The organism is Bacillus sp. SA1-12 (assembly GCF_000981385.1).
Taxonomy (GTDB): Bacteria; Bacillota; Bacilli; order Bacillales; family Bacillaceae; genus Metabacillus.
In genome coordinates this window covers 18,871-41,977 of record NZ_LATZ01000014.1, presented here as the reverse complement: position 1 = coordinate 41,977, position 23,107 = coordinate 18,871, and the positions used below count along the sequence as shown (strand labels likewise).

Genomic DNA, 23,107 nt, shown 5'->3' with positions numbered 1-23,107 from the left:
AAAGAATGTAAATCATATTGTTTATGTAGAATCAGACCATTTAAATATATAAAAGGATCTACCAAATGGTACTGTTGAAATTACTCTTACCATGTAACTTGAAAGAGGCTATAGTTTTTTCTTTTGGGATAACCTTTAATTTTTATTTACTCTCTTTTACTTTTTTAAAATCATTAGGAGAAAGGTTATATATCTTGATAAGCTGTTCTTCAGAAAAGCCTTTGTTAATGAGTACTTTAATTGCTTTCAGATAACCTTTTTCCTCAGCTTTTTCTACTACTTCTTTTTTGAATTCTTCAAACGATGCATCCACACTTAACCCCTCACAAAGATTGTTTTATGTATTTTCTTTCAATTCATTAATTAAAAGGCATATAGTTCCGAATTGTATAAAACGTTCTTAACACTATCTCAATTGTTTAAGACATTTGGTTATTAATACACTCTTTTTAATCAATAGATTATATAAACAATGCTGATATTCCTAAGAACCCACTCTCGTACTCAATTGAGTAATCTAATTGTTTTTATAACAATGCTCCAAAAGGTTAACTTTCTGTTCTTCCAGTTAAATTCCCTACAAACTCAACATCATCAACTTTCCAGTCTATATCTTTAATATAAATGAGTGATGTTTTGACAATAACAGTCTCTGTATTAGCCACTCCGTTAAACTCCGTAGTAAGTTTAAACTCATTAAAGAATTCTGCTTCTGTCTTTGACGAAAGAAATTCGAAAGGTTTTAACCCTACAATTGATGATTTAACTGATTGCTCAGAATTTGGAAGCTCTGTTCCTGAAGGATGAGTCGCCTTATATCCTTGATCAGTCATAAAAGGCTTGATATTTTCATAGCGTTCAGAAGTCGTTTGATAGGTGAAAAATCTTTCAAGGAACTCTCGGTTAACTTTTAATGCGTCCGTATTCTGGATTGAAGATAAAGATTCAATTTTTTCTTCATAGTTTCTTTGATTAGCCCTAACCTCTTGTAACTGTGTCCGTAAGCTAAACACATACATGAGGATCAGAACAACTCCGACGAATCCAACCATTAACAAAATGTAGTTCTTCTTTTGATTTGGTTCCAAGACTGCTCACCTCCATTACTGAATCCTTCTGAAACCTAAAAATGGATAAAAGTCTTTCCATTCTTCAACAGATGAATAGGACGTACCATTACTGCTATTAGCATTAATAAACTTTCCTTCTCCTACATACATCCCCACGTGCGACGGCCCAGACTTATATGTGGAAAAGAACACTAAATCACCTGGCTTTATTTGATCTTCCGGAATAGGAACTGTTTTGTTGTATTGGGATTGAGCTGTACCATACATATCAATTCCAACTTGCGCAAACGCATATTCTAACAAACCAGAACAATCAAATCCTCCTAATGCTGGAGTCCTTCCTCCCCATACATAGGGAAGCCCGAGAAACTTTTTCATAATGTTATGTACTTCTTTCACATTAAAAATTTGGGTGCTATAACCTGTATCAACTACACTGTTGTTTCCATCGTTATAATAGCGAAGAACATTTTTAGTATAATCGACGTCTCCATATCGGGACCACCCCATTTTATCAGCCATCATATGACTAAACTGGATCGCTACCTCCTTGGAATAACCACCACGTTCTAATGCATATTCAACAAAACCATTTCCGAAATTATACGCTTGTAATGCTAAGTAAATATCCCCTTTTGCTTGTTTCATCACTTCCGAGAAGTATTTCACACCTACTTGAATAGAATATTCAGGATCAGTTATTGCGCCAGGTGGTAGTCCAATTGACTCCGATGATTGCATAACGTCTAAGTGTCTTCCCGCAGATTCTTGTTGAATAATAGCCAAAATGAGGCGAACATAATCTCCTACACCATATTCAATTGCATATTTTTGTACAAGGGGTTCATATCGTAATACTTCACTCGTTAATTGTGCAGTTCCCCCTGTTCCTTTTGTGGACATTTCCGCTTCAAATTGATCTTGGCCGCCCAAGCTAATGGAAATAAACAAAGCTATTCCAAAAATAGATGTAAGAATAAAAAGGATACCTGCAATAATCCAAGTTAGGGGGTTTTTAAGAACTGCAACTGTACACGCTGCTTTTGCACTTTTCTTCAAAACGCCTTGCATTTATTCTCCTTTCTGAAGGTAATCCGGCACAGTAACGTTGAGAAACGTTTTCTTAAACTAAATTAGTATTGCACCAGAATTCTTCTCCCTACATCATTTTCTTTTTTTGGATTCTTTCAACTTTGGTTTTCTACTTTCAGACCTTTTGGCAGTTTCAGTAGTTTGATTAGTCTTTTTCTCATTAAGTTTTTGTTGTACTTCCCACTGCGTTAAATGTTTACCTTGTTCTCTTGAAGCTGCTACCTCGTTTCGACTTTCCATTCTTTTCATTGGCTTACGATGAGGGGAAGATTGAAATTTAGATGCATCATTTGTTTGTTGACTGGAATTCTTAACTCCTTTATTTCTTCTATCCTCTGAATTTTTTGTTGAACTAGGTTTACGTGCTTGTGAATCAGTAAGAATAGAAGATTGCGTTAATTGACTAGTAGAGCTACTTTTCCCCGTACTTTCACCTTTTCCACTTTTATAATCATCAAGACTAACAATAGCAGCACCAGCATTTCTAGAAGCTGAGCTCGTAGTTTCTCCTGTTGGATTTGCTGTAGCCGTATTATGGGCTCCTTTTCGAGTTGTTTGTTGTTCTTGATTGGATCCTTGGTATGGATTTTCTCCAACAGCTTTCCTATGTTCAGAACGTTTACCCGAAACTGCTGCACCATTCTTATAGGATTTTCGGTTTTCTCCTTCACTATTTGACAGAAACTCATCTTGACGTTTTTTCTGTTGATAGTCCCTATAGGCTTTACCCACCATTCTTTTAGCCCCTTTGAAGCCTTTTTCACCAGCATCACTCATTTTGTCAAATGAGTTTGAGGTAACCCTCTCAACCACCTGCTGACCTTGAACCATGCCAGCTGAAGCTACTTCAAATATTTCCATTCGATATTTGAACAACCCCCAAATGGTAATACAGATCAAAAAGACTACAAACGTATATCCTTCAACTCCATTGGTGACCTTAACTGATTCATAAAGTAAGGTAACTATTCCAGTAATTACCCCGATTAAAAGAACCAATCCTGCTTTCATAAGCAGCACGCCTACTAGTTTTTTCCCGTGATTCAATGCACTCTCGCTGTAAGAAGGAATTAACGAAAGTACAAGTGGTATAGCTGTAAAGATCACTAATGCTAAGAACCATACTTGTAGCAAAAACTTAAAAATTCCCAATAATAAAACAGGTATCGAAAGTGCAATGGTAGAAATGATGGTAATAATAAGGTAACCAAACCTTTCTCCACTAAATTCTGGAGACATTTGCTTATTATCAAAGTTAGAAACCTCATCACTAACAATTATTTTTCTTTGCTCTTTTCCTTCTTTAGAATAAGGTTTTATTACTATAAGTTTTTCTACTCGATTTGGATCCTCACTTACTATCTCCGATTCTTTTGTTGATCCATAATTCAAGAGTAGATACGGGCGTTTAATCATAAGATTAAAAAGTTGATTTTCCAATACTGCAATTCCTTCTTTAGGATTATACTCTGCGTTGCTGTCAAATTCATCAGAACTAATTAGTACATTTGCTGAGCTAGCAATCCCTTCAAGTTCCGCTCCTCTATCATTCAGCCATTTTATATTTCCTGTTGCATCAGAATAAAACCAAAAAGTGAGAACCAAAATAGCCAAAGCACCCGTGATTGCTTTAACCGCATAACCAACCTGTTGGTTCACAAAGTAACGCCATGCTGCACTTCCACCTACCAGAATGATAAACAAAGACAAAAAGGTTCCAGACATAATCTCATAAATACGTTCACTCATAATCCCAGCTTCATTTACAATGCTACTTATTAAATCAAATGACATTAACTGATTAATCGAATAAAGAGTAAAACTAGCAATAGTTTTATTAAATCCCCAGATTCCTTGGTTTATAGTATGTAAGGCATTATCTGCAGCATCTTTGATTCCATCTCCAATATCTGCTTCCATCCTGTAATGATCGAGGGGATATTCCTTACTTTCTAAGGTAACACGTCCAACAGTTTCTTCTTTTCTCTCAACAGTAGTGGCTGCATCTTCTGCTAATGATTTTGTTGGCAAAAGAACAATTAGCATCATGATAAAAAGGAGCGCACACTGTTTTAGGAATTTCATCGAATCCCTCCTTATTCACAGTTAATACATGCTGCTCTTTCAAATTTACCTGAAACTTCTTCACGTTTAATATCCGAACTCTTACTTGTATCGACTTTCCATTCTTCACCTTTTTTTCGAAAAAGGATATTATCCTCAACTAAATTTTCACCATTTGGATTTTCAAAATCAGCTAAAACGTAGTACTGTTCTAATTCTTTGTCATGGTAAATTTCAAAACGAATGTCTTTATACTGTAAACCTGAATCAATTTTCTTTGTAGTTTTGTGAATTTCATAAGAACCTGCCTCATATAGGAACTCCTGCTCTTTTTCATAATCACGATCAAAGTTTGCTTTTTCCCACTCATAAGCTAGTTTCGCAATATCCTCTGGAGAATCTCCTTGCCCTCGGGAAGCACTTTGATTACACCCAGTTAAAATTACAATCAAAACTACTAAAGAGATTAATAACTTTTTCATTAAATAAACGCCTCCTCGTTTTCTGCTCTTCCTCGATCATTTTCTTTTGTGTTGAAGGCACTTATCCACTCATCAAATAAGACGTCTGTTTGAATTTTGGCCGTTCGACCATACATGTCTTCTACGATGCACTGACCTTCTGTCAGGTTTTTCAGCATATCCCGATTGGCTTTGTTATCTTCCATGCCGAGAAACTCAATAATATTACCTGCTTCTTCTGTTGTCTTAGCCTTAAAAGCAAACTTCGTTCCTATATTTTCTTTAATCTGTGGTTTGTTATATTCGTAAGTAGACTGTGTGATGATATAAACCGCAGATCGTAAAGAACGTCCAGTACGTAAAAGCTCATTAATTAGGCGATCCCCGGCCCCAGTATTCATCAGCATCCAGGCTTCCTCAAAAATCGTTAATTTCACTACGGAGTCATCACGGGCAAACTTGGTTGCAAATTTAGCTAACGGCTGCATCAAAGCAACCGCAATGTGTTCATCGCGCGTAGACGCCTTTTCTCCTTCATCTGGGAGATTCAAATTTTGGATTTGAAGAATATTCACTTGTTCATTAAGGCTTATGCCCTCGACGTCACCTTCTGAAAACATTAATTTCGCGACGCCATTAGTACCAATTTCATATAGAAGATCCCCAACATTTCGGACGTCTTGATCTTCAGATTCTTGGAGATAACGAACAACCTTTAATAAACCTGGCGTCTTTTCATGTTTGATTACATGGCGGACGCCTTTATAAATAGCTGTTTTGACGTTTCTCTCATTAGATTGAAGCTCTGATAAATATTCAAGAACACCAACTGCAGCTTCCTGTGCTTCTTCCCCTTCAAGAAATGAAAGAGGATCAAGCTTACCTGCATCTTTTTTCTCACTTGATAAGGTGATATAGTTAAAACTCTCAATCAATTCTTTAAAAAACGGTGCTGTATATTCCATTTCTGGGGTAATCGCTTGTTTAAATTTCTTTTCGCATTCATTTTTGGGATCCGTCATCAGAACCTTGGCTCCAAAAAACACTGAATTCAGTAAAATATCCTTTAATAGAAACGATTTCCCCATTCCAGTAGGTCCTGAGATGGTAACATGTGGTGAAGAGTACTTAGAACCTTTTAATCCTAGATGAGCTAAGAATGGATGATAAAAAACAAGAGATTGAGAGCTTTCTAGGCTTTCACCCAGATGAGAAATGTTTTTTCCTAGATAAAACCCGACAGTATTTCCTATCTTTCGTGTAAGAGAGAAAAGGGATTCAGCAAATGATTCTGGTGTAAGGATCTGCTCCCAATCGTCTGCGACGATTTTGGCTGCTGGTAACGATTGATGAAATAAAAGGAGTTGATCTGCTAACGGTTGTACAAGTTCGATTTGCTGGTCTCTGAAATCGATTTTTAGTCTTCTAGCCCTCTTACGGACTTCCTCTCTTGTTTTACCGTAAACAACAAAATTGATGTGAGTTCTGAGGAGTGGTTTACCTTGATTTTTTATTTGATTTTCTAATTCATGTAACAACTCACGTCCCGTATTAATTAAGCTGTCATCATCTTCGTTTGCTTCAACGAGTTGAGCATCTTGGTCACGAAAACGTTTTTTAATGGTATTGGTTTGGTTTTCATCGTCCTTTTTGTCCTTATAGATTGTGCGCATATTGACTTCGATAGGGAAATGATAAGATTGGAAGAAATACATCCACTCTTTATAGCTAAGATCAATAGGAAATTCTGAAACTGGTAAAAAAGTACACCAAGATTCATCATCTAATTGTTTAATATTCAAGTAACCTGCTTTTCCTGGATCAAGGATACCCTCAGTTAAGCTATATACACTTCCTTCACCATCAGGTTGAATCTGCCCTCTAACAAATTGATGGCGAATGATATAACGCAATTCTTTCTCTTTTACTCTATATGCCCTTACAAAATGATTCAAAGTGGTAAAAGCATCTTCTTCTGATTCTACAAACATACTTTCTGTTAATTCATCAACGTCGTGACTATTAAAACCAGCCAGTTTTTGTAGATAACGATTCATACTCTTAAAAGAAGAAGAAAACGTATTAATGATATTCTCATTCAATTCTCTTCGCCTCAATTTGACGCCAATAAAAAACTTATATTCTACTACATTTTCAGCCTCTTCACGCAAAATTTCTTTTGCACGTTCAGTATAATATCTTCCTATCTCAGCATATTTCCCTTCATACTGTTCTTGGAGGCTATCCATACGCTTATCAATATCAACAGGAATAGGGACAATCTTATAATCAATTTCCTCAAAAGTAGATAACTGCCAAGCAAGTCTCTGTAAACTATTCACAAGATTATTTTCAGCTTCTTGTTCATTGACGCCCACTGTGTTTTCCTGTAACCGGTAATAAGACCAAGCTTCATGATCATGTGTATATATCACATTTTCTTTAAAAGATTGAATAGGAAACTGTATCATGTATCCACCGCCTAACTAAATCGCTCGTATGACTGTGCTTTCTTTATTTGTGGCTGGTAAACAGGTTTATGGTTGCTATAGGTAAATCGCTTGTTATAGAGAAAGCGAAAATATCCTATAAAGAAACGATCAAGACGTTTACCATCCAACTTGCTTCTGCAAATCGCTCCAGCAATCATCCAAGGTAATACTGCGAAAAAAGCTAGTTGCAAAGTTGTGGGTAGAATTTGATTAATCCCTTCTCTAAAAAGAAACAATAACCCAAAAATTAAAAAGGAAACAATGATTTGTCTAATTTCAATTCCTTTAGAAAAAGCGAGAGATTTTTCACCTTTTCCAATTTTCCAAATTTTTAATGGATACTTAAAGAACTTTCGATAGTTATAGGCTGCTGACCTCAATGAAGCCCACCACTTTTAACTTGATTCCAAAGAGCTGTTGCAAGATTCTCAAATTCTCCCGGATTAGAAACAATGACATAACAGACAACTGCAAAGATAAAGCTAGAAAAGAATTGTCCCCAGCGTTGAGAGATAAACGCTCTAACAATCATGACAATCATGATAATAAACAAAACAGCTGCAACTTGAGCAGAAACATAATCTGTAAGACCTGTAATATCTGGCATTTCAATCATCCTCCTAAAGTGTGTTTAAATTCTTGAACATAAAATTTATTGTTCTCTTTGCTCACAACAAGGGTAAATGGATGTTTCGTTTGTAAGCCTGTATTAGCCTCTTGTAAAAGCACAAGCGTCTTCACAATGTATTGTCCTTCTTTTTCTCCGTTATAAACCACAAAATCTTCTAATCCCTTATACTCATAAAGATCTTTAATCGATTCTGGATGTTCCATTAAATAAGACATTTCCTGGGTAGTATTTGTGGTATAGGAAGTAAAAAACTGTGTGGCAAACTGTTTCAATTCATCTTGAGCTTGCACATTCTTTTTAGATTGATCGGTTTGATCTTGCACAGCTGACAATCGTGTTTCGCTCGGAAGTGCCTGGTAATATGGTTGTTCAATGACGTTAAAAGAATTTCCGTCAGTACCTAGACGCACCACAATCATTTGCTCTTTCTGCCCCAATACTTGTTCTTTCTTCTCTACCACATTAGAAATCTCATATTCGATACGAAATACATAACTTGCTGAATCTTCATGAACATCCTTCACATCATATAAACTAGCACTCTTTAAAACTCGTTTTCCTTGAAACTCAGAAAGATTCTCCATCTGTCCTACCTGTAACCCTTCAGCAAGATAGCTTTGAAGTGTCTTAGCACGTAATTCACGCTGTTTTTCGTCAATCGGTATGTTGATATAGGTTTCAATAAACCTGCTTGCATACGATTCACCTGCAGGCGAGTTAGCAAAACCAGTTTCATTCAAACTTGCAATTTGTGCTGTTGCTTCATCTTGATACACGTTCACCTTTTCATTCAAAAATCCAGTTCGTGCCCATGATTGGAATGTTAAAAAAATAACCCCAAAAACCAACAACCAAAATATGAATGAAAATGCCATTCGTCCATTAAAACGCGAGGTCTTCAAACGCCTGTCATCCTTCATAACCTTTTTTCTGCCTTGAACTACGTTCTTTTTCAGACCCTCATTCAAAGCACCGAAGAAACTCATTTAATCCCTCCTAGGTCTAACGCATTTCGAACATATACACGACGGAAATAGGTGTCACTATCTTTTTCCTCCACCATCTTTCGATTAATGAAGATTTCACCAATTTGAAGATTTTTAATTTCACTAGGATTTGCATTGAATCGCTCAACTTCTCGAACAGTCCCCATTTTTGATTCATAACGTGTTTGAAGAGTTTTCTTTTCAACTTGCTGCGTAATTTCCTGATCTGAATACGTACCAAAAACCTTGGCAATCCTCTCTGCATCCTTCGATGAATTCACTCGACCAGTAGCGATAATGTTACAGTTAGAGATAATTTGCTCTGTCATAATGGGATCAACTGTATCAATATCAGATAACGTTTGAGTAGAGATGATACATTCAAAGCCTGCTGAACGAGATTTATTAACAATGTCAACAATTCGACGATCCCCATAAGCAGAAAATTCATCATATACTCCAAAGATTGATTTCCTCCCTTTTGCCTGGCGATAAGCGACCAAACTATTGACGTCTAAAATAATCATTTTGCCAATCTTTTTAATATAATCAGCATATCGACTTCCAGAAATACTAAAAATAACGACGTCATTGTTATCGGTAATTTTCTGAAGATCAATGCCCGTCTCGCTTTCAACAAACAAATGACCCAAATCGGACTCTAACAGCTCACCAAGCTGCATCCTTAAACGAGTTAAGCAACCTTCCACCATTTGTTCTGGAAATTCTTCATCTAATATCTTCTTAATAACCTGCATTCCTTCTTGAAGCTTGGTGACAGTCCTTTTTCTTTTTTCGATCACTGTTTTTTTGATCTTTTCTGGCTTTGGTTCTGCTGAAACAATAAAGTCACTTAAATCATCATCCTGGGACACAGCTGCATTCCCAACCAAAGCATCCTCCTCTACTTCCACTTCAACATTTACTTCAATTTCTACCTCGATGCTATGCTCTCTAAAGAACGCATTCAGATACTTATAGTTAGTTAATTTTGCGATCGTTCGAATATCTCTCGAGACGTCAGCTTCATCAATCAATTTGATCACTAGTTGTAAATAACGAGATGCTATATCCGTGTAGTAAGCCCCGTCCCCTTCAGTAGAAAAACTAAAAAGTGACATCAACTTATCTCTTGTTTCAGTCGGTGTCCCATTCTTTATTGGGTTATAGGTTAAATCGTCCATTTCAGAAAACAAATAAACCTTTCGACCATATGCTTCACACAAGGCCTTAAACTCAAGCATAGACTTTCTTTCGCCTTTTCCGTCCATGAATATAATGGGCTTTTCTTGTTGTAAAGCAGCTTCAACTAACGAAGCAATTAACGTCGTCTTTCCAGTACCTGTTCCACCAGTGGCAAGCATATGATAGTTTAACTCTTTTGGCTGAAGTGTGACGCGCTCTTTAAAATCCGAATACCCAATAAACACTTCATTTGTAAGCTTCCCTCTATACAACAATTGCTTCTTATTCAAAAACGAGACCCTATTTTTTCGAAAAGATTTATACTTATGTTCCGCCTTCTGTTTTTGAACTTCACCAGATTTTGTAGTGACTTTCTTTTTCCAAAAAAATTTCGTTAAAATAAAAAAAATGAACGTAAAAATCAATGCTATTCCAATTAAAACCACATAGGATTCTACTGTAACCGCAATCAAATTACCTTCATTTATTATTTGTTCGACACCTGACGATAAATAGGGGATATTCATTTCTGATATTAACCCAAAATAAGTAAAGAAATTCCCCTGCTGAAATTCTAATATCAAAACAAGTAAACCGGCTCCAAGCGCGACATAATAAACAGATTCTCGCTTGAACATATGTACTATGGCAAAAATCAACATGCCCAACAATGCCGGAAGAAAAAATAATATCCCAACCATTCCTAGTAAAGCATAAATGACAATCTCACCAATCATTCGATCTAGTTCAGTTTGTTGTGGTTCCCTCTGTTTGCTCAGGTATGGATCCACCTGGTATCACCTCTTCCCAACGGTCTTCCAAAATAACAGAAGGAATTTTCCTCACTGAAATTTTATTTGCATTGATTAATCGCTGCCTTGCCTCATTAACAACATTGTGAATTCCTACATCTTCTGCAAAATAAATAACCTGATCATATGAATAAGGTTGATTCTCTAACCTTTCATTTGAAAGCAAAGAATCAAATAACTGAAACTTTTCATCATACCGCTTACGTTCTTTCTTATTCAACTCAAGCTCCACCCAGGTAGTTGTAACCGTTCCTTCAGGAGACTTAAAAAAGAACACAGCATCAGGTATCCGATCTCGGTTCTCATTATAAGCTTTTAACTTACTTTGATTATCCCCCTTACCAATCATCGAATGACGAATTTCCCTTTCCGTACGATACTTAAATTCTACACCCTGTTTCTCCGCCTGAAATTCATAGTAAAGAATCAAATCCGTTAATAAAAGATCATGCTGCATCGTATAAACAGTAGCTTTTGTTGGAACTGTTGCATTAATATTCGTAAATTTACGGGCTTCAATGGTCCCCATAAAAACACCCAGTTTATGAGCAAGCCTTTCGTATTTCACATACTTCTTAGATTCTAATTTCTTCAGTCTTCGATAAACACGTTGGATATTTGGCTCTTGAAATTTCAACATAACTTGCTTTGCAGTGACAACACCATTCCTCAAAATAAACGTAAGATACTCCACATCTTTTTCTTTTAACGAAGTATACTTAAGCATTGAAAACATCATCCTTTTCTAGCAAATATAGGATACAACCACTCTCCTTTGAGTTTACCAGAATCATAGGTTATCACGCCAAACAAATGTGCGTATCTTCTGCAATTTCATATTAACAATCCAAAAAGAACGATATCCTTATACTCACTAACATCCTTAACTATATACTTATATCCTCTTGACGCCTTCGAATGATTTTTCATTATCTTGAATTTTTATGCAGAATCTATTACTAAACAATCTTCATCTGAGTAACCCAAATATTCTTATCTAACTATCCTTCTTAAGAACTTTTTATCTTAGAACTTGAAACTGGATCTTGAACTTAAAAAATCAACTTAAACTTTTAATCTCACTTTAAACCAGAGTTTTAAACTTAAATGTTGTTTAACAATTAATCACTTAACCTACTTATCTATCATCCTCCTAACTCCATATACTAATAACCATCCCCCACTTAATATAAGAATTGGCTACGCCTTTATACGAGTTGCATAAGACCTCGGCTATGTGTACGTAGTATAGGCGAGGTCTTATGTTGGTCACAAGAATAAACAGGAGCCATTCCGCCCTTAAATGAGTGGGGGATCAAACCAGTTATTACCGTAATAAAAGAGTAAATAAATTACGGCCATATTTCGGTATAAATACTCTAAAAGTACAATAAGTATTAACCTATTTTAAGGCTACTATACGTACAAGTGTTTGGCAATATAACGGGTGGAAAATGGACCCAAATACCCCGATTTATGTAAAAACCACCCATGATTTATCTACTATATAAAAAGTCATAACTAAATCTAAGTCCTACGATTTTAATATAAATTTATTAATAATCCATTATAAGTTTAAAAAGCTTGCTTATACTCATTTGAAAAATCTCACAAAACTCAGACTAAAGATAATCTCTATTAGTACCTTAAAAAAAGAAAATTAAATCATGAATAAAATGTGTATAAAACTAGCTATAAGAATAAACCATCAAAAAGTAGAAATATTAAATAACAGCTTAATCTAAATTTATAGTTCTAATAACCGCAAAGGAGAATATAGATATGTATTGGCAGACTGGCTTATTAATTTTAACTAGATCTACTTCTTGGTGGAGATGATCCCGAAGTGTATAGTACTAGCTCATAAGTATATAATTGTGTTTCTAAAGTTGGAAAATAAGGCTTCCGTGTTTTTAATTTATGTAATTGATTAATAAATGTCACTTGGGTATGTTGTCTATTATGTTTCTTTCGCAATAATAGCAATCTTTTAAATAATATAGATCGACTAGAAAGTTGGGTAATAGCACCTCGTCCTCTTCCTATTGTGTGTTTAACCAACCTGTTAGATCGCTTGATCACTTCTTTAAGAGAAGATACAGCCATTCCCATGGTATTAGCTATAGAATTCATCGATCCCTCAATATATGGGATTTCAGAGGTTGTATGTGTATTTAAATATGCCAGGATATCTTCTTCCCATTCTTTATAATGTGAACGCATTCGCTTTTCACGTGGCTTTTTAAACTTATACCACCCTTCATTTCCTTGAAATTTAACCTGTCCATCTGTCCAAAGCTCCATTAATCCCTCTGCATATGAACGCTTAACTCCTTTATATTTGCCCGAATACGCACTTTTTAAGGTCCGTTCAAATTCATTTTTATTTAAAGGATTAGCTAGATTACTATTAAACTGATCTAATTCATCATATGCCACTTCATATGGACGTTCACTCACATAATTGGCAAGAGCAAGTGTCATAAGCGCATTATTGCGGCTGGCACTATGAAATCCCTTTTCTATATTCGTAGAGCTTATTAATGCACGATACCATTCTGAAGAAGTTAAACTATTTTTTGAGTCTTTCTTTGAGAAAATAACACGTAAAAATGACTTTTTTTCTTGTTCTTCAAACTTTTTAGACCAAGTTAATAATTGTTTTGTATTAGCAGGTGTATTATAGAAGTCTAGTACATTATCTTCTCTTGGGATTCGATAAAACCCGAATGGAACACAGTTTGTATCTAGAGGTACATATTTGCTTAAAGCATTTCGAATGTTATCTGACAGTCGTTCTGCAACCCTCAAAGATTTGTAATCATTCTTTTTATGGATATAGAATGGCGTGTCCAATACGAAGAAACACTGATAGCCTCTTGGTGTTTCTAATAATAAATTTGGTCTTGGTAACCCCAATTCTTCACAACCTATATAAAGGGCATAAAGATCGACATTTTTTGTATCTATATCGAATCCAATCACGTTGATCTGTTTAAGGTTTTCCCGTTCGTGCCCTTTTATAACCCGATTTTTAAAGTCATAATATGAACCACCACGAAATGTATTAGGGGTCCAATGTGTGAGATTTTGATGTTTCTCCTGTAGTGTCTGGTAAGAAGTGACAACATACCCTTTTCCTTCGCTCAGATCATTTTTTGACTGAGAGACAAAGACTACTCCTTTTTTATACAAATTCTGATTTTCAAGCTTCTCATAAGCTGAAAATCTATTAATTGGCGCACGAGTACCTTTCTTCTTATACAAAAGTAAGCTATCATGAGTCATGAATTGCATAATTTCAACTACAGACATTACATTGCCTATTTTATTTTCGCTGCTTTTAGCAATTTTCATACTCATGCACCTTCCTTCTAGGCATTTTTTTGCACCAATTTACCAAGATTTTGTACTTGTTTCTTTAGTAGAAATAAGTATAACGAAATCGTATTTTGTAAAATGACGCTCTCTAAGGAAAATGCACCAAAAAAAATAACCCCTTGAAGCCATGAGCCTCAAGGGGTTAAAAATAATTAGTAAATTTTTTTCTATGCAGGTTTCGCTTTGATTTTGCACCAAATTTGCAGATAATGAACCATTTGGTTTTATCTTATTCCTTGAAAAAAGCTTAACAAGCCCTGTTATATCAAGTACTTTGCTGATTTTGTTAAAGAAAATGATAAACAGGTTGCGCTCACTTTTGTAACATGCTGGTGCATCTTTGATATACAAGTTACGCTCTACTTCTTGAGATTGTGTCATAAAAAATGATAAATCTACAAAAATTTCATTAAAAAAAAGACCTAAAACTCTAATAAATTCAATATAATGAGCATTCAGCACAGGTTACGCTCAAAATGATCCAATTTTATCTTAAGTGGTGCATTTTGAAGGAATAAAAGTATACAAGTTACGCTCAAAAACACTGAAAGTGGTGCATTTTATAGTATATGTAATCCTCATCATAAAAATAATTGGAGAAATTACATAGTTGAAGCTGTTGATAATATATTTATTCCAACTACTAAATAAAAATGCCAATAGTTACTTTAGTACTTGGAAATATATTATGTATACCCCTTCTATTTCAGCTATTGGAACATTTTAATGATTTTTTGCCAATTACAGCGGAACCTGTATAGTATTTGGTGCATTTTATTGACTGATTTATAGGAGATTTACCATTTTTAATCGCTTTAATTTCCCAATATACTTATTATTTTCGATTTTTATTAGGCCTGGTGCATTTTAGATAATGTAACTTTTATGTAGCGAAACTTGTATAGTATTTGGTGCATTTTGTTCTAATCACAAGGAAATTGCTAATGTTTATGTCTTATTTTTATTTGAGCGGAACTTGTATAGTATTTGGTGCATTTTAATCTCTAAAGATAAAGGATTTAGTCATTGAAAATTCTTTATAAATAAAGATTCTATATTTATTGGTGCATTTTTTAGAGTTTTTAATAAAAAACCCTCTATTATTTTATTTATTTAACGTAACCTGTGTAGTATGTGGTGCATTTTTTCTTTCCTAAAGATCAATCCTTGATATAATAATAGACATGTGGTGCATTTTTTTATATCCATGATGAGTTTTTGATTAAATGTTTATGGATATGGTGCAAAAGAAAGGAATGTTGTGACGATGAAGTATGATAACATTCATGATCGCCTAATATTAAACTATGAATTTTTAAAAGTTGCCTTATTTGAAGAAACTAAGTATTTATTTGAGGATCGACCTTATATTATAGACAAATGGAAACATGATGCCTATCAAATGACAGAAGAAGAATTAAAACATCAATCTCCTGAGCATATTGGCAGCTCGAGTTTTCGTGCTTTATTTTCTTTATTTACTCAAACTTTATTTTTTGAGCAAGCTATAACAAAGGAAATGATTAAAAAAGCTGTTGCACAATATCACAGCACTATAAAAGTCATATTAGCTGGGCACTTTATACAAGAGTTTCCCAATGATGAGATAAAACGAAGTATAAACGAGGAAAAAATAAATGAAGCTTTGGAACGTGATTACATATACTCCAGTATGGATATTGATTTTCACTTAATGAGAGATATCGTTACTAAGAAAAAAGATTTTAAAGAAAGAGAAACCGGCCTCTTGTCAACCGAAATTATTGACAACCGAGGTAAAGTAAGAGGTTTTGCAGAACTAAGACCTCATGAATCCCAATCAGTTGAGTTAACCTCTGATCAACAGGAAATGTGGCTTGAACTTATTGAATCAACAATAAATTCTTTAGATGAAATGACAGCAGATCTTTTTGATTTAATTACATATTTATGGATGGTATCACCAAAAAGCAATGATGGGTATATAGAGTTTCATAGTAACGATGCCCTACAACTTAGAAATCTAAAGAAAAGAACAGCTAACGGACGTGAATTGGATTATCGAGAAGAAGATCGCTTTAATATTATGAAACGTGTTGCTGCATTGTCTAGCATTTGGGTATCACTTGGTGATCAGCAAGTAAAAGTAGTGAATACACAAGATATTCAGGATCATGATTTATATGAATTTAAAGATTTTCAAAGAATGTTTGAGATTGGCAGAATACGTGTTGCATACGATAAAAAAACGGGTGAACCTAAAGGAATATATGCTGTTCAGGTAAAACCCTCCTCTATTCTTACACCTTACTTAGAGGGACCTAATCGATCACTGGGGTTGTTAGATCTTAAAGTATTTCAATACAGCCACTATACACAACGAGAACATAAGAGACTAACAAGATATTTAAACTTACAATGGAAAATCAGAACAATAAAGCGAACATTACAACAACCTTTTAAGGTTTCTACTCTTTTAAATGTAATGGACATTTCCTCTAGATATAATGGTGTACAAATAAGAGATAAGTTCGAAAATGTCTTAGATGAATTACAAAAGGATTCTGTTATAAGAAGTTGGAGATATAATGAAGAGATAGATGAAAACCGTGTTGGAAAAAAAGGTTGGTTCAATAATTACTGGTCAAAATTAAATGTGGTTATATTACCAACAGAAATTGTTGTAAAAGAAAATCAGAAAAAATTAAACATAGATTCAACTAATTCAGTTACAGCAGAAATTATTGAACGTATGAATCATTTAAGTCATGATAATAGTTCCTTTTCTGAAGATAACAACTTGTTCAAACAAACAGAGTTCTTTCAAAAAGAAATTGCTACAACTATAGAGTTAGATATTGAGACTTCTAAAGAAAAAACCACCACAAAGCAAACTCCTAAAAAGGAGTTTGCCGAACAGCAAGCTTTTAATTTTGTACAAGATGTTGAAGTGTCTGTTTCACCAGATAGTATGAAAGAAATGATTGACTCTTTAAGCATGAGTATCCGACAAGCAGCTGAAGAAATCGGGATTGCACATACTACCCTTTCTAGATATATAAGGAGAGAAAATAAACGTCAAAATAATAAAAATGATGAAAAAATGCTTAATTGGTTAAAAGAAAAGAAAAAAGTTCTTATTTAATCTAATCTCCCCTACTTTGACAAAGTATTATATAAATTTAGAAGATCTGAAAATACCTCATTAAATAATATTACAACTATTTCCCATCACAATTGTGGTGGGTTTTTAATTCCTCATACAAATTATTTTGTTACTACATATAAAGAATTATTAAATATCAATAAACTATTTAAAGAATAATTAGTGACCTATTCATCGGATAGTGATTAATCATTCTATTTTATAATGACCTTTAAACTACCAGTGATTCATCATTCTCATAACAAATCACCTTTTAAATGAGTGAAATTTTTTAATATTATTCTCATCGAATGCTCTACTCAATCACCTATTTATTAGGTATTAATAACATATTTCACTTTTTAATAATGGGTTTAATCATTAATGAATAATTTGTTTCATAAGTTAGTATTATGAGGCACAAATGATCAATAATATAGTAAGAAGTGTTTAATAATGAGTGATCACTAGTGATCGATGATTAACATGTGATCACCTAAATAAACCGCAAGAAGGTGCTAAAAATAAAAAAAATTATATTATAAACTAAATTCTTTTAACTTAGCGAAGTTAACATTTTGAAAATTCAAATATATTATAGTGTCTGATTTTAGAGTGTTTTTATAGAGTCTATAAACAGATACTATATCTTGAAATATTATTAGGTAAAGCTGAATAAAGCTAATAAATAGCGAAATCCAAATAGTGTCTATTATAAGACACTATTTGGATTTCGAAACATAAAACGAACAAAAAATTTCTTGTTAATTTGTTGTTTTTTTATCATTTCATTAAATATTTTCACAAATAACATCCATATTAATTAGATTTTTTAAAAAACATTATTATAAATCCAATAAAGTCTCTTAATATAGACACTATGTTAAATCCCTTTAAGTATAATGTTTAATGAACATTTCAATATCATATTTTACTCTAGTTTCTAAATAGAGATTCTTGATACAGACACTATGATGAGGTAATATATAGTAAACTATGAAAATATAGGAGGTGTACTAATTGGATTCAACGCTTCATAACATACATAAAAATGTTGTATTTCCTAAAGATGTGATTCACTTATTCACTGATATCATCATCAATGATCCTGTATCTTGGAAAGTGTTTATATATATTGGTCGAAGCCTAAAAGAGCAACAAAAAACAGTGAATCACATTAGAGGAATAACAGTAAATGATATAGTTGAAAATGTTAAAATTGAACGAAAAGAAAGAGTACATAAAGGAAAAACATTCGTTTATCAAAAAACAATTACCAATATTGATAGGAAAGCAGCTGAGAGGATAGTTGACAAACTTTTAGATATGTCCCTCCTTTATTACACCCCTGTAAAACCCTATAAATTTCTCTATATGTCAAATAGAGGTTGGCAAATTACTGAAGAGATCATTAATAGAAAGAAGGAGAATAAAAATGGCTAAAACTTTTACAAAAAATACACCAGCAATTAACATGACTTTAGTTGGGTTTGGACAAGCAGGAACTCGTATGGTTGACGAGTTTGCTGCCCTTAAAGATGGTAGTGGTAAATCTGTTTACAACTGTTTAGCTTTAAATAGTAATGATGGTGATTTAAAAGGATTAAGGTATATCAGCGAGTCCAATAGAGTATCCCTAAACCTTGGTGGACTCGGAAAGAATCCTCAAAAGGCTATTACAATATTAGAGGAAAACCAAGATGTTAAACATCGATTAAAAACCTTTATTCAAGATCGTGTAAGACCAACAGATGACCTAGTGCTATTTTTTGCAGGATTAGGTGGAGGAACTGGTACATCTACCATTGTAAAAGCAATAGAGGAATTCTATGAGTTTAATAATAAACCAGTTATAAAACAGGAATTAATAAAACTTCAAAGTGAAGTATCACCAAAAGAATTTAAAGAGAACATCAAAAAATATATGCGTTTAGCCGTACAAAGAGCAGAAAATGACTTTATAAAAGTTGGTGTAGTGGTTACTCTTCCCCTTCGTGCAGATGGGCCTGATGCATTAAGACAGGTCAATGATTTTGCACAACGAATTTGGAAAATTGCACAGGATAAAACCAAAGGAATTGCATTTGTTACATTTGCTGATAATCAATATTTCTATGATGAATTTAAAAAACTCCCAGAAAATGAGCGAGGAGATATCGAAAACTATAGAGATTTTGCAAATAAGCGAATTTGTGAAGTTCTTCATGAATTAAATACAGCTACAACTGGTGGAGGAACAAGTGTTACCTTTGATTCAGAAGATTTCAGACGCGTAATACTTGAAAACACTGGTACATTAGTTATAAATAAACTAAGTAAGCCAATGCAGGATATTACTAATGGACATGATATTAAAGAAATGTTCATAAAAGCAATGGATGGCAGCTGCTTACACCAACCTATCCAATTGATGAATAAGTTAGTAACTGGAGAAACTGTGGCTTCTAAAGTTCACCATATTGGTTTATTAGCTATTTTAGATGAGAAAAAGTCTATAGGCTCAGCATTTATTGATGATGCCCGAGTAGATATCATTGAGAATAATACTTTTTCAATAAGTGGAACTGTTTTTACTGGTTACCTTGAAGAAAAAAACGACCACTCCTCTACTGTTTACACTTTTTATAAAACAGATGGTCTTCCAAATAGACTAGCCAAAGGATTAGTTAGAGAATATGAAGAGTTCCAAGAAAGACAAAAAGCTATTGTTTACCAATCATCTTCCATTGAAACAATTAGTGATGATATAGATGATGATGACTTTGATTTCGACCTTGCTGAATTTGGCTTTGATGAGGTAGCTTCAACAAAAGAAGAAAAAACTAATGAAACCGAAGACTTTGAAGTAGATCTAGATAGTTTAGATTTTGATAAATTAGATGATTAACAGTCACTGATGATAAGTACTTAGGCTGTCGACAAAGTCGGCAGCCATTTTCTTCACCTTGATAAAGTTTAATATACAGTATGATTATTTCGAATTGTTATCAATATATGTGAATTTCAGAAGCAAAAACCCCTCTTTCTTCTTGCATTTCCGGATAATGAAGTTATCTTCACTCTTTAATCATTTCTTTTATTAATTTACCTCCTCTTCCATTTAAATGTACTACTAATGCTGCAATAGCATTATAGAGTATAAGATTATATGTTAATAGAATAAGCCATAACTTTAAATCTAAAAAGATTTAATTTTGCAAACCTATCAATACAACACAACCTTAACCCCTGTTTTGTTAAGCACCGGTGACGTGTTAGTCACTAGTGACGTTTGAGCTGTGATTAACCGATGACAGATTAGTCACCGGTAAATAACCAATGATTAACTAAAGGTGATTTATTAATCACAAGTGATTTATATGTTATCAATCATTATAACTAAAAATTACTCACTGATTTCAACTCACCGACAAGTGATTCATCATTAATTTAAGATGCATCACTTGTTAGATAAAAGTGATTAACTACTAATTGGGTGTTAATTACATATAATCTAGCAGTGATTAATCATTATTAGGGTTTGTATCTTTAGTGATTAACTAATTGTAATGATTGAACGATTAGTTTTTAACTTGTGATTAACCACCAATTACATCATAAGTAATAGTGATTAACAACTTGTGCATTAGTGTTTACAAGTCTTTTGAAAAAAATATATATAATTCTTGAAGGAATAGTAGAAAGAAATGTATTATTAATATAATAGAATATGTGAATCATCATATGATCTTAACTAGTGAATACTTCATCATCTGTGATTCATCATTTGGGAGGGAATCCGATTTGAATGAGCCAGTAAATAATACATATTGGCAAATCACTGAATTTGCAGAAAAGGTAACTGAACAAATAGACGGGTCAGTTCATTATAATACAGTTGCAAAATGGTTTAATAAACTTGAGACGATGGGGGTACATTATGTAAACCGTGCAGCTGGAGAAAAAATATATGACGAATTAGACCTTGAAATTGGAATTTTTATATATCAGAAAAGATCAGAAAAATGGCGCTTAGACGTTATTTTTGAAAATTTATCAAAATATATAGAAACTAGACCTTTCCCTGAAGATTGGGAAGGGGAGAATACACTTTCTGTTAACTATTCAGAAATTGAAGATGCTATTATCAGAAAGATCTCAACTCGAATCCAAGAGCAATTAATAAATTCACAAAAAGAGCTTGCTAGTACAATGGAACAAATTGCTACTGCTAAGATATCGTCATTATTACCTCAGCCTAAGTCGGATGAAGAGATCCGAGCTGAAAAATTAAATTCAGCATTATTGCAAATGAAATTAAATAATAAATTAGAAGAGGAAGCTCTAGAACAGTGGAATAAACAACCTGATCACATTAGAATCCGGAAAGTTGGTTTATTCAGAAAAGAAGAAAACTATAACGAGAAAGAGAAATTCATTAGAAAATATAAAACTGATAATATGATAAGAATCCTTAAGGAAGAGTTAGATATTGATTAAAGATATCTTTCATAATGAATCTATTACAAGATACTCTAAAATAAAGTATTTAACACCGCCTCATTTTTAGGTTGGTGTTAAATCAACTTTAAAAGGGCTTTTCTATTTCTGTTTTTCTATCCAATCAATAATCGACTGGTTAACATTTTTTCCATTTCCTTTTAATTCATGATAAAGATAAGAAATCAGTCCCATCCAAGTTATTTTTTCTTCATAAGGATTATTATCGTTAATAAATTTTAAAATTTGTTGAAGTTCTCTCATTCTTTTTTCATCAAGATGTGTACTAAGACTTTCTTTGACATACCTATTAAGGAAGTTGGTATTTCTTACTGATGCATCTAATAATAAAAATGTAGCTTTGGATACTGTGACGTCAAGGGCGTACGCTAAGGAATTAATCTGTTCATAAGTTGTTTGAGTAAATCTAATGGTTATCCTTTCTTTACCACCTACTATGTTTGACTTTTGCAATGAAGGTCTGCTTAAATCACCCAAATAGAATGTATTCTCTCTCCGATAATCCCTTCTAAATTTATCTGATAACAATTCAATAACCTTTTTTGATTGAAGACCAAATTCACATAGTGCTTCTGCAACATCCTTTACAGGTTTATCAGTGATATAAGATAAACGATAGATACATTCCCGAAGTTGGATTGGAATAGTGGGTTTGACATCTCTTTTTTTATCTGAGCGTTGCTGCCTCATCTTCTGTTCTACAGCCACTTTTTCATCCTCCTATGTCTCTTTAACATTAGGACACTGTCTTTCTGTCCTTTTATTTATTTCATCTATATTAGGGAAGTAGGGGAGATATGTATATTTTTTTAAATAATGGGACATTCTATAGAAGAAAGAATGTGGAAGGAGATAATTCAAATGGGTCTTACTAAAAAAGATGCAGAAGCGCTAGCTAAAAAGATAATATGTCATTCCAAGGAGACAGGGATTCCTCTAAAGAAAAAGAAGAAGAGGAAAAATTAAGAAGAAGCTTAATAGTGTCCTAGGTGTGTCCTAAGGAAAAACTATAACATTTACATCAATATTTGATTTGTAAATAAAGAATTGTAATTATTTTTTATCTGACGTCTAGAAGTACCACTAAAAAGAAATTCTGATTTCGATCCAAATCTTATTTTTAAAAGAAAAACTTTTAGGTTATATTAACTTCTGAACTTACAGTTGATTCCATCGTACTAAAAAAATAAGCTTTATTAATTGCGATACTTTAAAACAGTATGTATTAAGTGGATTTTTCTCATATTATCCCTTTTTAAGATAATTAAACCATACAATAAATTCACATAAATCTTAAGTCGACTTATAA

At 33.4% G+C, this 23,107-nt stretch carries 18 protein-coding genes; 4 read left to right on the top strand and 14 right to left on the bottom strand.

Translation table 11 applies throughout. From position 1 onward, the window contains the following. Positions 1-142: 142 nt before the first annotated feature. From WQ54_RS33515 to WQ54_RS10770, 13 genes are all read right to left on the bottom strand, one after another. Positions 143-313, bottom strand: a complete 171-nt coding sequence (locus WQ54_RS33515; RefSeq protein WP_156177871.1) for a hypothetical protein — start codon at positions 311-313, stop codon at positions 143-145. A gap of 235 nt (positions 314-548) precedes the next feature. Beyond that, the gene (locus tag WQ54_RS10825; protein WP_046516188.1) at positions 549-1,088 is read right to left on the bottom strand and encodes a hypothetical protein; all 540 of its coding nucleotides are present in this window, start codon (positions 1,086-1,088) and stop codon (positions 549-551) included. A gap of 15 nt (positions 1,089-1,103) precedes the next feature. Then, positions 1,104-2,141 carry a bifunctional lytic transglycosylase/C40 family peptidase gene (locus WQ54_RS10820; protein WP_052737746.1) on the bottom strand — a complete coding sequence of 346 codons (1,038 nt, stop codon included), beginning with the start codon at positions 2,139-2,141 and terminating at the stop codon, positions 1,104-1,106. Between the two features lie 93 nt (positions 2,142-2,234). Next, positions 2,235-4,247 carry a CD3337/EF1877 family mobilome membrane protein gene (locus WQ54_RS10815; protein ID WP_046516186.1) on the bottom strand — a complete coding sequence of 671 codons (2,013 nt, stop codon included), beginning with the start codon at positions 4,245-4,247 and terminating at the stop codon, positions 2,235-2,237. Between the two features lie 11 nt (positions 4,248-4,258). After that, entirely contained in the window at positions 4,259-4,708 is a 450-nt protein-coding gene (locus WQ54_RS10810; protein WP_046516183.1) for a hypothetical protein, read from the bottom strand. Beyond that, positions 4,708-7,158 carry an ATP-binding protein gene (locus WQ54_RS10805; protein ID WP_046516180.1) on the bottom strand — a complete coding sequence of 817 codons (2,451 nt, stop codon included), beginning with the start codon at positions 7,156-7,158 and terminating at the stop codon, positions 4,708-4,710. Before WQ54_RS10805 ends, WQ54_RS10810 begins: the two co-directional genes overlap by 1 nt. An 11-nt stretch (positions 7,159-7,169) precedes the next feature. Then, the gene (locus WQ54_RS10800) at positions 7,170-7,559 is read right to left on the bottom strand and encodes a TcpE family conjugal transfer membrane protein (RefSeq protein WP_046516178.1); all 390 of its coding nucleotides are present in this window, start codon (positions 7,557-7,559) and stop codon (positions 7,170-7,172) included. After that, on the bottom strand, positions 7,556-7,786 hold the full coding sequence (locus WQ54_RS10795; RefSeq protein ID WP_156177869.1) for a TcpD family membrane protein: 231 nt from the start codon (positions 7,784-7,786) through the stop codon (positions 7,556-7,558). Before WQ54_RS10795 ends, WQ54_RS10800 begins: the two co-directional genes overlap by 4 nt. Positions 7,787-7,791: 5 nt before the next feature. After that, positions 7,792-8,796, bottom strand: coding sequence for a conjugal transfer protein (locus WQ54_RS10790; protein WP_046516173.1), 1,005 nt, complete (start codon positions 8,794-8,796; stop codon positions 7,792-7,794). Then, positions 8,793-10,772 carry a type IV secretion system DNA-binding domain-containing protein gene (locus tag WQ54_RS10785; protein ID WP_046516171.1) on the bottom strand — a complete coding sequence of 660 codons (1,980 nt, stop codon included), beginning with the start codon at positions 10,770-10,772 and terminating at the stop codon, positions 8,793-8,795. The genes WQ54_RS10790 and WQ54_RS10785 overlap by 4 nt, the downstream gene beginning before the upstream one ends. Next, positions 10,729-11,520, bottom strand: coding sequence for a hypothetical protein (locus tag WQ54_RS10780; protein WP_046516168.1), 792 nt, complete (start codon positions 11,518-11,520; stop codon positions 10,729-10,731). The genes WQ54_RS10785 and WQ54_RS10780 overlap by 44 nt, the downstream gene beginning before the upstream one ends. 1,082 nt (positions 11,521-12,602) lie before the next feature. Next, positions 12,603-14,156, bottom strand: coding sequence for a primase C-terminal domain-containing protein (locus WQ54_RS10775; protein ID WP_084821978.1), 1,554 nt, complete (start codon positions 14,154-14,156; stop codon positions 12,603-12,605). A 33-nt stretch (positions 14,157-14,189) separates the two neighbouring features. Next, complete coding sequence (locus WQ54_RS10770; RefSeq protein WP_046516162.1) at positions 14,190-14,636, bottom strand: hypothetical protein; 447 nt, start codon at positions 14,634-14,636, stop codon at positions 14,190-14,192. A gap of 805 nt (positions 14,637-15,441) precedes the next feature. Here WQ54_RS10770 and WQ54_RS10765 point away from each other — a divergent pair. The 4 genes from WQ54_RS10765 to WQ54_RS10750 all read left to right on the top strand — a co-directional run bounded on the left by WQ54_RS10765 (position 15,442) and on the right by WQ54_RS10750 (position 21,777). Further along, positions 15,442-17,298, top strand: a complete 1,857-nt coding sequence (locus tag WQ54_RS10765) for a helix-turn-helix domain-containing protein (RefSeq protein ID WP_046516159.1) — start codon at positions 15,442-15,444, stop codon at positions 17,296-17,298. 1,020 nt (positions 17,299-18,318) lie between these two features. After that, positions 18,319-18,741, top strand: a complete 423-nt coding sequence (locus WQ54_RS10760) for a hypothetical protein (protein ID WP_046516156.1) — start codon at positions 18,319-18,321, stop codon at positions 18,739-18,741. Further along, entirely contained in the window at positions 18,734-20,185 is a 1,452-nt protein-coding gene (locus tag WQ54_RS10755; protein ID WP_046516153.1) for a cell division protein FtsZ, read from the top strand. The genes WQ54_RS10760 and WQ54_RS10755 overlap by 8 nt, the downstream gene beginning before the upstream one ends. 896 nt (positions 20,186-21,081) lie before the next feature. Beyond that, a complete protein-coding gene (locus tag WQ54_RS10750) occupies positions 21,082-21,777 on the top strand; it encodes a hypothetical protein (protein WP_046516151.1) in 696 nt (231 codons plus the stop codon). Positions 21,778-21,879: 102 nt separating this feature from the next. On the opposite strand, the gene WQ54_RS10745 is transcribed toward WQ54_RS10750, so the two are convergent. Continuing rightward, a complete protein-coding gene (locus tag WQ54_RS10745; RefSeq protein WP_231597498.1) occupies positions 21,880-22,506 on the bottom strand; it encodes a hypothetical protein in 627 nt (208 codons plus the stop codon). Positions 22,507-23,107: the final 601 nt, after the last annotated feature.